This window comes from Rhodococcus sp. NPDC055024 (assembly GCF_053608585.1).
The window spans coordinates 177,185-190,150 of the sequence record NZ_JBSGVT010000006.1 but is presented as its reverse complement, the minus strand read 5'-3'; the positions used below and the strand labels follow the sequence as shown (position 1 = coordinate 190,150).

General features: G+C 62.4%; 14 protein-coding genes. 9 read left to right on the top strand and 5 right to left on the bottom strand.

Annotated elements, in window-relative coordinates; genetic code table 11:
* Nucleotides 1-103: 103 nt before the first annotated feature.
* Nucleotides 104-928, bottom strand: coding sequence for a sucrase ferredoxin (locus ACWF6P_RS15390; RefSeq protein WP_452621549.1), 825 nt, complete (start codon nt 926-928; stop codon nt 104-106).
* A gap of 277 nt (nt 929-1,205) precedes the next feature.
* On the opposite strand from ACWF6P_RS15390, the gene ACWF6P_RS15385 reads away from it, so the two are divergent.
* From ACWF6P_RS15385 to ACWF6P_RS15370, 4 genes are all read left to right on the top strand, one after another.
* Nucleotides 1,206-2,144, top strand: coding sequence for an ABC transporter substrate-binding protein (locus tag ACWF6P_RS15385; RefSeq protein ID WP_452621548.1), 939 nt, complete (start codon nt 1,206-1,208; stop codon nt 2,142-2,144).
* A 47-nt stretch (nt 2,145-2,191) separates the two neighbouring features.
* Nucleotides 2,192-2,689: a glutathione peroxidase gene (locus tag ACWF6P_RS15380; RefSeq protein ID WP_003945816.1), complete on the top strand. Its 498-nt coding sequence runs from the start codon at nt 2,192-2,194 to the stop codon at nt 2,687-2,689.
* A gap of 125 nt (nt 2,690-2,814) precedes the next feature.
* Entirely contained in the window at nt 2,815-3,519 is a 705-nt protein-coding gene (locus tag ACWF6P_RS15375; RefSeq protein WP_378535379.1) for a DUF2334 domain-containing protein, read from the top strand.
* A gap of 227 nt (nt 3,520-3,746) precedes the next feature.
* Entirely contained in the window at nt 3,747-5,126 is a 1,380-nt protein-coding gene (locus ACWF6P_RS15370; RefSeq protein WP_452621547.1) for an Ig-like domain-containing protein, read from the top strand.
* Between the two features lie 9 nt (nt 5,127-5,135).
* On the opposite strand, the gene ACWF6P_RS15365 is transcribed toward ACWF6P_RS15370, so the two are convergent.
* Nucleotides 5,136-5,783, bottom strand: a complete 648-nt coding sequence (locus ACWF6P_RS15365; protein ID WP_452621546.1) for an MBL fold metallo-hydrolase — start codon at nt 5,781-5,783, stop codon at nt 5,136-5,138.
* A gap of 165 nt (nt 5,784-5,948) precedes the next feature.
* Here ACWF6P_RS15365 and purS point away from each other — a divergent pair, with 165 nt between their 5' ends.
* Together purS and purQ are read left to right on the top strand one after the other, a co-directional pair.
* Complete coding sequence (purS, locus tag ACWF6P_RS15360) at nt 5,949-6,188, top strand: phosphoribosylformylglycinamidine synthase subunit PurS (RefSeq protein WP_003945817.1); 240 nt, start codon at nt 5,949-5,951, stop codon at nt 6,186-6,188.
* Entirely contained in the window at nt 6,185-6,862 is a 678-nt protein-coding gene (gene purQ / locus ACWF6P_RS15355; protein ID WP_050655460.1) for a phosphoribosylformylglycinamidine synthase subunit PurQ, read from the top strand. Before purS ends, purQ begins: the two co-directional genes overlap by 4 nt.
* Nucleotides 6,863-6,947: 85 nt before the next feature.
* Here purQ and ACWF6P_RS15350 read toward each other — a convergent pair whose 3' ends face one another.
* Complete coding sequence (locus ACWF6P_RS15350; protein ID WP_452621545.1) at nt 6,948-8,168, bottom strand: pyridoxal phosphate-dependent aminotransferase; 1,221 nt, start codon at nt 8,166-8,168, stop codon at nt 6,948-6,950.
* A 137-nt stretch (nt 8,169-8,305) separates the two neighbouring features.
* Here ACWF6P_RS15350 and ACWF6P_RS15345 point away from each other — a divergent pair, with 137 nt between their 5' ends.
* Nucleotides 8,306-9,712 (top strand): aminotransferase-like domain-containing protein, encoded by a 1,407-nt coding sequence (locus tag ACWF6P_RS15345; protein ID WP_378448832.1) that lies wholly within the window; start codon nt 8,306-8,308, stop codon nt 9,710-9,712.
* Nucleotides 9,713-9,767: 55 nt separating this feature from the next.
* Nucleotides 9,768-10,214 (top strand): MarR family winged helix-turn-helix transcriptional regulator, encoded by a 447-nt coding sequence (locus tag ACWF6P_RS15340; protein ID WP_452621544.1) that lies wholly within the window; start codon nt 9,768-9,770, stop codon nt 10,212-10,214.
* Nucleotides 10,215-10,220: 6 nt separating this feature from the next.
* Here the strand turns inward: ACWF6P_RS15340 and ACWF6P_RS15335 are convergent, their stop codons facing one another.
* The gene (locus ACWF6P_RS15335) at nt 10,221-11,429 is read right to left on the bottom strand and encodes a macrolide family glycosyltransferase (protein WP_452621543.1); all 1,209 of its coding nucleotides are present in this window, start codon (nt 11,427-11,429) and stop codon (nt 10,221-10,223) included.
* Nucleotides 11,430-11,593: 164 nt separating this feature from the next.
* On the opposite strand from ACWF6P_RS15335, the gene ACWF6P_RS15330 reads away from it, so the two are divergent.
* Entirely contained in the window at nt 11,594-11,884 is a 291-nt protein-coding gene (locus ACWF6P_RS15330; protein WP_054800678.1) for a YiaA/YiaB family inner membrane protein, read from the top strand.
* Here the strand turns inward: ACWF6P_RS15330 and ACWF6P_RS15325 are convergent.
* A complete protein-coding gene (locus ACWF6P_RS15325) occupies nt 11,868-12,959 on the bottom strand; it encodes a sensor histidine kinase (protein ID WP_452621542.1) in 1,092 nt (363 codons plus the stop codon). The genes ACWF6P_RS15330 and ACWF6P_RS15325 overlap by 17 nt on opposite strands.
* Between the last annotated feature and the right edge of the window lie 7 nt (nt 12,960-12,966).

The following is a 12,966-nucleotide window of genomic DNA, read 5'->3' as shown; positions in this document are numbered from 1 at the left end:
ACCAGGGGCGTCGATCCTTCATCGCGACCTGATTCGAAGTGTTGTCAGTCAGCGTAAATCTCGGTTCGATGGCCTGCCGGGCAGTCGTACCGAAACTGAGTGGTCAGTGCGATTGCTCGTGAAGATGCTCGACGATCCATCCGTTCCATTCGACGGTGCCACCGGAACCACAATCATGTCGGAACGGTTGCCCTGGAGGGCCGGGGCGTACGACCACGCGAAAGTCTCTCGCTCCCAACCGGAGATCGACAGTCGTGCGTACTCCGTCCACTCTCTCGGTGACACTCTCGAGTGCGCCCGAAGCGACAATGTCGGTGGCGCGCCGGACAGCGTGCTCGGCGGCCTGAGCGGCCTGCGACAGCGCTGCCCGGCCGCGCAGGTGCGTCAGGGACAGTTCTCCGTTCAGGTACTTCTCGGCTGCATCCATCGCAGAGTTGCCGTCCAGTCGGCTGAAATAGACTGCGGCGGGCCACGCAATCATGTTGGCGGCGAAACGATCTCCACCGATGTGACTGCACTCCCACACGTCCGCGATCTGGGCCGCGTCCAGCGCCGCCACAACCGGACGGCCGAGTTCGGCGCAGCACGCATCCTTTTTCCCATGTGTGCAGACTCCGAAGAGCGGTTCCGTACGGGCGCGGCCGAAGGCGGGCTCCACTCCGGTGGCCATCGATCCGAACGGTAGTGCCGACAGGTCCTCGTATCGGTCCACCGACCCTTCCCTCATCCAGTGGCGCGTGCCGTCCGTCCACGCGAGAACGCAGGTCGGGGTGAGGACCTGGCGGTTGCGGGGACGCCGGATCAGCACAACGCGGATACGCCCCTGCGCTGAGTAGATTTTTTCGGTGAGCGCGTCTGGCAGAACGTCGTCCGGGGCGGACGCCGGCCAGGGCCCGGGGTGCTCGATCAACACCCACAGATGTGTCATGCCGGCGCGACCGACCATAGGTTCGCCGGCAGTCGACGACTGCCGTGTGCAGGCGTGAGGGCGTCGACTGGTTTGAGGATTGGCGAAAAATTCCGAAAGGCACTGCACAGGTGCCTTCCCCACGACACCGTCGCTGTGGCAGGGGAGGGAAGACACGAAAAGGCTCCAGTTTCGTAGGTTAGGCTCACCAGGCTATTGGATGGTGAATCCTTTGCTCAGCCGTGGTGAATACGCGTGGCTGTGACGGTCGGAAGCAGTCGGTGACAGGAGTGTGTGAATGAAGCGCAGTAACTCGCGTACGAGGTACGTGCTGGGTGGTTTTGTCCTCGCCGCCATCTTGGCAACTACGACTGCTTGTGGCAGTGACGACAAGACGGATGCCGACAGTCAGTCTGCCGACACTGTGCATGCGGTCACCCACGCCCGCGGAACCACCGACGTGCCGATGGATCCGCAGAGAGTTGTCGTGCTCGAGCCGGTTCAGCTCGACACGTCGGTAGCGCTGGGCGTGATTCCCGTGGGCACCGCGGTACTCAGCGAGACGACGGGCGTTCCGGCGTACCTCGGTGAGAAGGCGGCAGAGATCGAGATGGTCGGAACCGTCGCGGCACCGAACCTCGAGAAGATCGTCGCGCTGAGCCCGGATCTGATCATCGGAACGGAAACACGGCACGGGGATCTGTACGAGCAGCTCGCTGCCATCGCGCCGACCGTCTACATGGCAACTCAGACCGATCCGTGGCAGGACAACGTCCAGTTCGTCGCAGAAGCGTTGAACAAGACCGATCAGGCGGGCGAACTGCTCGGTGACTACACGGAACGCTGCGAGGAAGTGGCGAGCAAGCACAGCACCGAGGGCAAGACCGCTCAGCTCATCCGCCCACGCGACGACGTTCTGACGCTGTACGGACCCACGTCGTTTGCCGGAAGCACACTCGAATGCGCAGGGCTCACCATTCCCGCCCGCGACTGGGAGAACTCGATCTCAGTCGACCTCTCCCCGGAATTCGTCTCCGGATCCAGCGCCGATCTCATCCTGGTCACGTCCGTGAATCCTGCCGATGCCGGCACGATGCCGAAGGCCGTGGCGGACAACGCCGGATTCTTCCCGAACCCACATCTGGTGGACATGTCGTACTGGATCACCGGCGTCGGACCGCTCGGCGGCCTCACCGTTCTCGACGACCTCGATCGCATTCTCGGAGCATCGAATTAGCAGTGCGCGAAGTAGCAGTGCGCGAGAGAGTCGCTAAGTTGGAACCTATGACAACTCCAGTACAGAACATCGCGATCAACACTCTCGGTGGCGTGCCCACCTCGTTGGGCGAATACGACGGCCGTGCCGTGCTCGTGGTCAACGTCGCATCCAAGTGTGGACTGACCCCGCAGTACTCGGCTCTCGAGAAGCTGGCCAGTGAATACGCGGACCGCGGTCTGACCGTGATCGGTATCCCGTGCAATCAGTTCATGGGCCAGGAACCAGGCACCGCAGAAGAGATCGAGACGTTCTGCTCCACGACCTACGGCGTCACGTTCCCGCTTCTGGAGAAGATCGAGGTGAACGGCGAAAACCAGCATCCGCTGTACGCCGAACTCACCAAGGCCGCCGACGCCGAAGGCGCTGCGGGCGACATTCAGTGGAACTTCGAGAAGTTCCTGATCGGACCGGACGGCACCGTCGTCAACCGATTCCGTCCGCGGACCGAGCCTGACGCACCCGAGGTCGTCGCCGCGATCGAAGCTGCGCTTCCCAAGAACTAGTAGCTGCGCTTCCCAAGAATTAGTAGCTGCGCTTCTCGAGAACTGGTAGCTCGTTGTTGGAAACTGCCGCCGGATGATCATCCGGCGGCAGTGTGCTGTTCACCCACAGCTGCCACTATCGGAGTATGTCCGCAGAACTGATCGTGTCGGTATCCGGAATCAGAGACGAGACATGTTATCTCGCTGCCGGATTCGCTGACGAGATGGACGCTCGAGGCGTCCGTTTGTCGCTCCTGGTGGCGCCGCGACTCAAGGACAAATATCGACTTGCCGACGACGCGGTGACGACGGCCTGGCTGCGTGAGCGTCGTGAGCACGGCGACGCCATCGTTCTGCACGGCTACGACCAGGCCGCGACCAAGCGTCGTCGGGCCGAGTTCGCCACTCTGTCCAAGCACGAAGCAAAACTGCGACTACTCGCTGCGGATCGGGTCCTCGAACAGGCAGGCCTCAGGACCCGGGTGTTCGCACCGCCGCGCTGGGTGGCGTCGCCCGGTGCCATGTCGGTGTTGCCGGAGACCGGCTTTCGGACGATGGCAGGACTCGGCGCCGTGCACGATCTGACCCGTGGAACCTTGCAGCGGGGAAGGGTTTTCGGTATCGGCGAGGGCTTCAAGGCCGAACCGTGGTGGTGCCGTGCGTTGGTTCTCGGAGCCGGGCGCGCCGCCAAGCGTGGGGGACTGGTCAGGTTGTCGATCACCGCCAAGCAGTTGGGAAACGAGGGACCGCGCCAGGCAGTTCTCGACGCCGTCGATCTTGCTCTCTTTCACGAAGCCGCCTCGCAGGTGTATCGGTGGAACTCGCCGTCTCGAGAACTCGGCGCTGCCTGAGTTCGGCGGTTGGCAACTATTTGATAGCTAGGAGGCGGCGTCGTCTGCCCGGGTTGTCCGAGCAGACGCACTCTTCGTATGTCTCCGCTTCTTGGCTGGTAGTGGTCCATCGAGGGGTTAATTCGGATATATCGGACGCTGAAGTGGAGAGTGGAGTCTGCCGGCTTTCTCGCTGCTAGAGTGCGTGCAGTTAATGTGCCGCTAGTAGACGAGGTTGGGACTTCACCATGCGCGCAAGAGTGTTCTCCAAGTCGGCCGAGGGTCTTGTTGCCGTGGCTGTTGGCGCAGTTGTCTGTGCTGCGTTCGTTCCGGCACTCGCGTCTGCCGCTCCGGCCGGCGCGGTTCACACGCTGCCGACGGGCAGTATCGACGGTGGATCGAGCGGATCGAGCGGATCGAGTGATGGCGTACGCACCGCAACCGTCGACGATCAAGGTGAGCAACTCACTCTGCGGCTGCACAAGATGGATCTGCGGGGATCAGACTTCTCGATGGCCGTACAAGAAAGCGGCGGCAAGCTGTCCGATGTGGTGATTCCGGCGCCCCGTTCGTACATCGGCAGCGTGGAGGGGCATCCGGACGCAATAGTCTCGGCCATCGTCGACTCGGCCGGAACTCTGCGCGGGCAGGTGATTTTCGATCGTGGTGCTTCGATCGAGTTCGTCGGATCCGACGTGGTCGGTCGAAGTACAGCGCCGATCGATGCGAAGCCGCAGTGGCCGACGGCCTCTGTCGCGCCGGCTTCGGCAGCCGGCGTCGGCAAAACCGTGAAGCAGTTCGTAGTGGGGTTGGACCTGAGCGGTGAGTGGTACTCCGCGCACGGCGAAGGCAGTCCCGCCGTTGCTTTGGATCGGGCCGAGGAATCCATGGCCAGAACCGCTGCCATCTGGATCAGAGACGTCGGAATTCGGCCGATCCTCGGTCGCGTCGTCCTTCGGGCCGATGCCGCCAGTGACCCGTACTCGAGCAGCTGTGAAAACCTCGAGCAGTTGGAAGATCTGTGGTCCGATCAAGTCGGGACGAGCGTCGATCAGGCGACTGTCGTGTGCAGGTCCGGTGGCGGAAATGCCTACTACTCGAAGTTCGAGGTTGATCACAGCTACGCGCAGGTCGGCGCCGAGTCCGACGGCAACTTCAGCCGCGTCCTCCGCCACGAGTTGGGCCACAACTTCTACGCCGACGACTATCACGGCGGCGGCGCCGAGGGCCGAACCATCATGAACGGCAACGACCTCTCGCGCTTCGACGGCACCGAATTCGCAGCCATCGTCGATGCCGCGGACGTTGCCTCGGCTCGACTCGACGACATCGGTCGGTACACGGCAACCCCGATCCCGCCGTACGCCGCACTCGACACCGCGCGGGTCAGTTCGGGTGGCACAGCCACTGTCGACGCTGTCGCGAATGATCATGACAGCAACGGAGATTCGATCAAGGTGACCGGTTTCGAGGCGACCTCACTTCTCGGCGGTACCGTGAAACTCGACGGCGGCAAAGTTGTGTACACGGCGGGTACGAAGACGGGGGTCGACCGGATCCGCTACGCACTCACCGACGCAGCCGGTGGGACGAGCACCGGCTGGATCATCGTCGATGTGAGTGCATGAAGGGTTGAATCAGGCGACCTCGACGCTCGACTCCTCGTCGAGGACGCGGAACTCCGTACCGTCGGCAGCCATTTCCGAGTAGCGGCCGTAGAAAATTCCGGCGGCCTCGTCGCGGATAATCGCTTGATGGATGGGAACCGCGACACGCGGCGCCACCGCGCGGAGGTAGTCGATGGCCTCGGAAATCTTGAGCCACGGTGCGGCGGCAGGAAGAGCAAGAACGTCGACCGTCTGTTCGGGAACGAAGAGGGAATCGCCGGGATGCATGAACTGCGCCGGGTTGGTGGCGTCGCCGAGGAGGAACGCGGTGTTGTCGATTATCGGTAGGTCCGGGTGGATGATCGCGTGCTCACCGCCGGTTCCGGTCACTTCGACGTCGCCGATGCTGAACCGGTCGCCGGGCCGGACTCCGGTCCAGCGCCCACCGAGCTTTTCAGCCGTCTGCGGATCGCTGTAGAGCAGGGCATCGGGGTTCGCTTCGGCCAGTTCGGGCAGGCGAGCCGGGTCGGCATGATCGGGATGTTGATGTGTCACGAGGATGGCGTCGAGGCCGGTGATGCCTTCGAATCCGTGCGAGAAGTTGCCGGGATCGAAGAGGATCTTCGAGCCGTTCAACTCCACGAGCACACAGGAATGGCCAAAATGTGTCAGTCGCATGATTTCGAGTATGCGCCGACGCGGAAGGGCTCGCAGGCGAGTCCCACAGGTGTTGGCCGTCACGCCCCGATCACTCGATGCGAACCATCTCGGGTGCGCCCGGTAAACTGGCCATCACCCGAGCGTTTCACTCCGGGTTCGCGCACTAGTACCGAGGAGCAGCACGTGGCCCGTGTCGTCGTCGAAGTCATGCCCAAGGCCGAGATTCTCGACCCCCAGGGACAGGCAATTGTCGGGGCACTGTCTCGCCTGGGCTTTGCAGGAGTATCCGATGTCCGTCAGGGCAAGCGGTTCGAGTTGGAGATCGACGGCAGTGTCGAAGACGCCGAACTCGAGAAGATCGCCGAAGGCCTGCTGGCCAACACGGTGATCGAGGATTGGACCGTCAGGCGAGTCGAGGCATGAGCGCACGTATCGGGGTTATCACGTTCCCGGGCACGCTCGACGACATCGACGCTGCTCGGGCCGTCAACCTGGCCGGCGGTGAAGCTGTTGAACTCTGGCACGGCGATGCAGACCTCAAGGGCGTCGACGCAGTCGTCGTCCCCGGAGGATTCTCCTACGGCGACTACCTTCGCTGCGGCGCAATCGCCCGGTTTGCTCCCGCGATGGGCAAGGTCGTCGAAGCAGCCAAGGGCGGCATGCCGGTCCTCGGCATTTGCAACGGTTTCCAGATCCTCTGCGAAGCCGGTCTGCTTCCCGGTGCCCTGACCCGTAACCAGGGTCTGCACTTCATCTGCCGCGACGAGTGGTTGACGGTCGAAGCCAACAACACGGCGTGGTCCTCACGCTACGAGGCCGGCGCCCAGATCCTCATCCCGCTCAAGTCGGGTGAAGGCCGCTTCCAGGCGTCCGAGAAGGTTCTCGACGAACTCGAGGGCGAAGGCCGCGTCGTCTTCCGTTACTCGGAGGAGAACCCCAACGGCTCGCAGCGTCGTATCGCCGGTATCTCCTCGGCCAACGGCCGCGTCGTTGGTCTGATGCCGCACCCCGAGCACGCCACCGAGGCTCTCACCGGCCCCAGTGACGACGGACTCGGCTTGTTCTACTCGGCACTCGACGCGATCGTCACTGCCTGATCGCCTGCTGATTTTCACCACTGAACGCCGACCGGAAATCCGGTCGGCGTTCAGTCGTTTGTGGAGGTGTCCCGGTGCCCGGGGATTACTGGCTGTAGGAACTGAGGAAGTTACCGAGGCGCTCGAGGGCGATCGACAGATCGTCGGTGTTCGGCAGAGTCACCAGTCGGAAATGATCAGGCTCGATCCAATTGAACGCGCGGCCGTGACTGACAAGAATCTTCTCCGATTCCAGTAGATCGAGAACGAACCTCTCGTCGTCGACGATGCCGAACTTGTCGACGTCGAGTTTCGGGAACAGGTACAGCGCCCCGTCGGCCTGCTGGCAACTGATCCCGTCGATGCTGTTGAGCGTGCTGTGCGCGAGATCGCGCTGGGCCGTCAGTCGACCTTGTGGAAGCAACAGGTCCTCGATGGACTGGCGTCCGCCGAGTGCGGTCTGGATGGCGTGCTGCGCCGGCACGTTGGCACACATACGCATGTTGGCCAGCAGTTTGATGCCTTCGATGAAGCTCGACGCCCGTTCGAGTGGTCCGGTGATGGCCAGCCATCCGGCTCGGAATCCGCAGACGCGGTAGGCCTTGGACAGTCCCGAATACGTCAGACACAGGACGTCTCGCCCGGTCATCGTCGCAAGGTTTGTCATGGATTGGCCGTCGTAGACGATCTTCTCGTAGATTTCGTCTGCGAAGAGCATCAGATCGTGTTTGCGCGCAAGGTCCACGAAGCGTTGCAGCACCTCCGTCGAGTAGACGGCGCCCGTCGGATTGTTGGGATTGATGACGACAATCCCTCGGGTGCGCGGAGAGATCCGAGCTTCGAGATCGTCGAAGTCCGGTGCCCAGCCTTGGCTTTCGTCGGTGAGGTAGTGGACCGGCGTACCGCCGGCAAGCGACACCGAAGCCGTCCACAATGGATAGTCGGGAGCGGGAATCAGGATCTCGTCCTCTGGATTGCAGAGGGCCTGCATCGTCAGGGTGATCAGTTCGGAGACACCGTTTCCGAGGTAGATCTCGTCGACGGTGACGTCGGTGATACCCCGCGTCTGGTAGTACTGAACCACCGCAGTGCGCGCCGAATACAGTCCGCGTGAATCGCAATATCCCTGTGCGGTAGGGAGATTACGGATCATGGCCATCATGATTTCGTCCGGTGCTTCGAACCCGAAGGGGGCCGGATTGCCGACGTTGAGTCGCAGGATCGTGTGTCCCTGATCCTCGAGTTCTTCGGTCTTGTCGAGAATTCGCCCTCTGATGTCGTACCTGACATTCTCGAGCTTGCGGGCCTGATCGATGGGTGTGTTCACGCGGTTACGTACCTCTCCGGTTCGGTGGACGAGTGGTGTGTCGGACGAGAAGGGCGCCTTACGGTTCGGCCTGGAAACGGACATAAATTCGCGATAGCGCTAGCGTTGGCGAGAGAGTAGCGCTACTATGATTCGACATGTCCAATGATAGCAGTTCGCGGATAGTCGCAGCTTTACGCGAGTGGATCGCGACGGCTCCTCCAGGTGCGAAGCTTCCGTCCACTCGGTCGCTCGTCAGCACGCACGGGGCGAGTCCGGTCACTGTGCAGAAGGCGCTGCGAACACTGGTATCTCAGGGGGCTGTGGAGGCTCGTCCCGGTGTGGGGACCTTCGTACGCGCCGCACGCGTCGTGCGACCCAACGACTACGGGTGGCAGACGGCGGCGCTCGGATCGCCGAACTATCGGCTGCAACTGCCTATTGCGCTGCAGTCCACCTCCAACGACGTGATCGCGCTGCATTCCGGCTATCCGGCCCGAGAGCTGTTGCCGGAAGGACTGGTTCGTGCAGCCTTCACCAGGGCAACGCGAACCGACGCCGTCTTCAATCGGCCACTCGCTGCCGGGCTTCCGGAACTGCAATCCTGGTTTGCCTCCGAATTGGGTTCGGCCACTCCTGCCGGGATCACGCCGCCGGGGCCGAACGACGTGGTTGTACTTCCCGGCAGTCAGGGTGGACTTGCGACGTCCTTCCGTGCGCTCGTGGGGGAGGGGCGTCCGTTGCTCATGGAATCGCCGACGTACTGGGGTGCGATCCTTGCTGCCGCCCAGGCCGGTGTCACGGTCATTCCGATCTCCAGTGGTGCCAACGGTCCTGATCCGGAAGAGCTTTCGCGTGCATTCGAACAGACCGGCGCTCGGGCGTTCTACGCACAACCGAGTTTCGCGAGTCCGACGGGGGCGTTGTGGTCGCCGACATTGGCTGACAAGGTGCTCGAGACCGTCCGTCGGCACGGAGCCTTCCTGATCGAGGACAGTTCGGCGCTCGACTTCGGCATCACCGCCGATCCCAGCCCTATTGCTGCTCGAGACGACAGCGGACACGTTGTCTACCTCCGTGCGCTGACCAAGAGTGTGTCCCCATCGGTGCGAGTTGCCGGCTTGATCGCTCGCGGCCCGGCTTATGAGCGAATTCTTGCTGATACACAAGCAGATTCGATGTACGTCAGCGGAATGCTGCAGGCCGTTGCCCTCGACGTCGTTACCCAACCGGCCTGGCGAACGCACCTGCGCAGGCTTCGTCACCAACTCGAGGCCAGACGCGACCTCCTGGTGTCGAGTCTGCGCGAGCATGCGCCGGACGCTCACCTCGACGCCGTACCGCAAGGTGGACTCAACCTCTGGCTTCGGCTTCCGGACACCACGAATCTCGAACGCGTCGTGCAGGACTGCCGGTCGGCCGGCGTGATCGTCGGGGCCGGAGACGATTGGTTCCCGGCGGAACCGACCGGAAAGTTCCTGCGGCTCAACTACGCCGGTCCGAACCCGGGCGAATTCCCCGACGCCGCCCGCATCATCGGCGGAGCAATCACACAACATATGTAGAACTCACCGCCTTGGGGTTGACCTGAACTTCCATTGAGGTTTTATCGTCGTGTCCATGACCAAACAGCCAATGCAGCCACCGGCGAATCAGCCGATCGGATTCTGGACCGCGCGTGCAGGCGAAGCGATTCGCGCACGCACGCGCGGGGCACTCGAAGCAATCGGTGTGACTCAGCCGCAATGGTGGATCCTGCACCAACTTTCGCTGCACCCGGAAGGGGTCGAGCGAGCTGTCCTCCTGCGGACGATCGGTCCGAACGAATCAACTGAGGTCATCGACGACGCCGTCGACTCTGCCCTCGAACTGGGGTGGGCGCGTGAAGACGGGACTGTCCTTCGCCCTACTGATGCCGGTTCGGAGCAGTTCGATCGTGCAGCGCGGGTACAGCAGACGTTGCAGGAGGAGCGGATGCAGGGAATCAGCGAAGATGAATTCGTCACCACCATCACGGTCCTGCAGCGAACCATCAAGAACGTGGGCGGCGACGCCTGGCACTGGTAGAACTCATCATCTCGGCCCGCTGCCGGGTAGGGCGGCTTCGATCAACTCGACTGCACGCGATACGCCGCCCGCCGCTGCGAGTTCTTCTGCCAACTCTGCGCTGCGTCGGCGGAACTCACTCGAACTCACGCGCGTCAGCGCCTCACGAAGCTCTTCTGCCGTGACGGTAGCGCCGTCGACGCGTACTGCGACGCCGGCGTCGACAAGTGAGTCGGCGTTGCCGAACTGGTCAACGGCTTGTGGCACCGCGATCATGGGCGTACCGGTGACGAGTCCCTCGCTGGATCCGCCCATACCCGCGTGGGTCACAAATGCGTCGGCCTGCTGCAGAATCGCGAACTGCGGTACCCAGCGGTGTATTTCGACGGTCTCGGGCACCGATCCGAGATCTGAGATCTGTACCTGCTTTCCGATTTGGAGGACGACGCGCCAGCCGTCCATTTCGCCGAAAGCTTCGACGCAGGTGCGGTAGAAATCCGGGTGATCGGTGAAGGCAGAACCCAGCGAAATCAACAAGAGCTTGCGTTCCGGATCCGGGTTCACCCAGGATTGACTGCTCGGTTCGAGTGCGGGGCCGACAAACGTGTAGACGTCGCGGTTCACTCGATCGGCGTTGAGCTGCATAGATTCTGCGATCAGAACGATCGCACGCGGTGGGCGTCCGGTGAACTCACGAGGATCGACCTCGACGCCTTCGCTGCGGAAGAACCGGGCCTCCCGATCGAGCAGGTCCACGCCTCTCGGATCGGAACGAATCTCGTCGTACATCGGTGCGGCGTCGGCTTCGTAACCGTCCCAGGCAACGTACGTCGGCGACAACTGGACGATGGGAACATTCCACTGCTGGGCCAGTATTCGTGCCGGAATGCCGGCGATGTCGTAGAGAAAGAGGTCAGGTCGATCGTCTTCGTAGATTCGGCGCAATTGCGGCAGCATCGACTCGTAGTCGTCCTGGAACAGGGTCAACTGATCGATCAGATCCCCGTCCCAGCTCTTCTCCGGTGCGGCGCCGTCAGGGGAAGGAGCGAGGCTGGGCAGCGTGGATACGTACTGTGCGAATTCGGCCCCGGTCGCCTCGATGATCTCACGCATCGACTCGTCGTTGGCATAGGTGACGCGGTGACCGGCGGCCACGAGACGCGCGATGATCGCCAGGCTCGGATTGACGTGGCCCGGTGCGGGAATGCTCACCATGGCGATATGTCTGCGGGTCATCGATAACTCCTGCCGTCTGACTGTTCTCGAACATCTCCGTCTACCGAACCGAGACTATCCACCACGATGGGCGACGGCATCTGATTTTTGCCGGGGGAAGTACCGCGGGCTCTCGAGTAGGACTACGCATCCGAGTGTTGCGGCGACAGGCCAGACTTCGAAGCATGAGCGCACCGACAACACCTTCGAAGACCACTGCAGCCTTCTACCTGCAGGCCGGAATCGCCTTTGCCGTCAGTTTTGTCGGCACCCTCCTCGGAATTGCCTATCTTCCGATCGATGCGTGGCAACGCGGATTTCTCGGAATGTCCTTGCTGTTCTTGGTCACCAGCACGTTCACGTTGGCCAAGGTGATTCGTGATCAGCAGGAGGCATCGACGGTCAGAGTTCGGGTGGACGAGGCTCGACTCGAGAAGCTGATCGCCGAACACGATCCGTTCAAAGCGGCTGCGTGAAACCTGCCGGCAAGGTCAGGATCAGCGTGCTGCCGAGAGGTTGCTCGTTTCGGCGTGCCGACAGATCGCCGCCGTGGGCGAGCGCGAGGCTGCGCGCAATCGTGAGCCCCAAACCCGAACCGTCGGATCGATCACCACGATGAAAACGGTCGAAGACGGATTCGAGCTGGTCTGAGGGAATTCCGTCGCCGGTGTCGGTGACGGACACCGAGAGGTGAGCCTCTCCCCGCGCGAGTGTCACCGTCACCGAACCTCCGGTTGGAGTGTGCCGCAACGCGTTCTCGAGAAGGTTGGCGAGGATCTGTTCGATTCGTTGGCGATCGACCTCGGCCGTGATTGTGTGCGGAGGCAAGACGGTCGTCAATTCGACTCCACGATCGACAAATCGCGGCCGCGCTGCTGCCGTTGCGCCGGCGACGATGTCGTCGAGATCCTCGGCCCGTCGATCGAGTTCGAGTGCGTGCTCGTCGGCAGCGGAGACATCCGCCAGATCGCGCGAGAGCCGACGAAGTCTTTCGAGTTGGTCACGCATCACCGACCATGAAGTCGTGTCCGTGGGTAGGACGCCATCCTCGATGCCGTCCACGTACGCAGCCAAAGTCGATACCGGAGTGCGCAGTTCGTGGGCGAGGTCGGCAAGCAGTCGTTTGCGAACCCGATCCGAATGATCAAGGCGTGCAGCCATGTCGGCGAAGGCAGTTTCGAGACGCGTGAAATCTGCATCCACGTCAGACCTGTCGATAGTCACGTCGAAGTTCCCGTCGGCGACGCTTTGCGCCGCCTCCGCCAGCGTTGTGATCGGGGCCGTGATGCGCCGGACGATGTAGACCGCGGCGATGCCTGCACCCACCAATGCGACCGCGATCCCGCACAACAGTGCGATGGTCATGGTCTGAGCGAACGCTTCTTCGGTGTGGGTACGAACATTCGAGTCTTCGATGCCGGCCATCATGAGGTGGTTGTGAAAGAGCGGGGCAGCCACGGCAATGGCAACGGCGGCGATGGCGAGGCAGGAAACGAACAGGACGACAAGCTGCGCGAGCAGCAGTTTTCCGCGTAGCCCGAGTTTCTTCATGACGACC

Coding starts and splice junctions, on each gene's coding strand:
- ACWF6P_RS15335 (WP_452621543.1), bottom strand. CDS start 11,429: ATGACCCGCAGACATATCGCCATGGTGAGCATTCCCGCACCGGGCCAC.
- purQ (WP_050655460.1), top strand. CDS start 6,185: ATGAGCGCACGTATCGGGGTTATCACGTTCCCGGGCACGCTCGACGAC.
- ACWF6P_RS15380 (WP_003945816.1), top strand. CDS start 2,192: ATGACAACTCCAGTACAGAACATCGCGATCAACACTCTCGGTGGCGTG.
- ACWF6P_RS15340 (WP_452621544.1), top strand. CDS start 9,768: ATGACCAAACAGCCAATGCAGCCACCGGCGAATCAGCCGATCGGATTC.
- ACWF6P_RS15330 (WP_054800678.1), top strand. CDS start 11,594: ATGAGCGCACCGACAACACCTTCGAAGACCACTGCAGCCTTCTACCTG.
- ACWF6P_RS15370 (WP_452621547.1), top strand. CDS start 3,747: ATGCGCGCAAGAGTGTTCTCCAAGTCGGCCGAGGGTCTTGTTGCCGTG.
- ACWF6P_RS15365 (WP_452621546.1), bottom strand. CDS start 5,783: ATGCGACTGACACATTTTGGCCATTCCTGTGTGCTCGTGGAGTTGAAC.
- ACWF6P_RS15345 (WP_378448832.1), top strand. CDS start 8,306: ATGTCCAATGATAGCAGTTCGCGGATAGTCGCAGCTTTACGCGAGTGG.
- ACWF6P_RS15375 (WP_378535379.1), top strand. CDS start 2,815: ATGTCCGCAGAACTGATCGTGTCGGTATCCGGAATCAGAGACGAGACA.
- ACWF6P_RS15325 (WP_452621542.1), bottom strand. CDS start 12,959: ATGAAGAAACTCGGGCTACGCGGAAAACTGCTGCTCGCGCAGCTTGTC.
- ACWF6P_RS15390 (WP_452621549.1), bottom strand. CDS start 928: ATGACACATCTGTGGGTGTTGATCGAGCACCCCGGGCCCTGGCCGGCG.
- ACWF6P_RS15385 (WP_452621548.1), top strand. CDS start 1,206: ATGAAGCGCAGTAACTCGCGTACGAGGTACGTGCTGGGTGGTTTTGTC.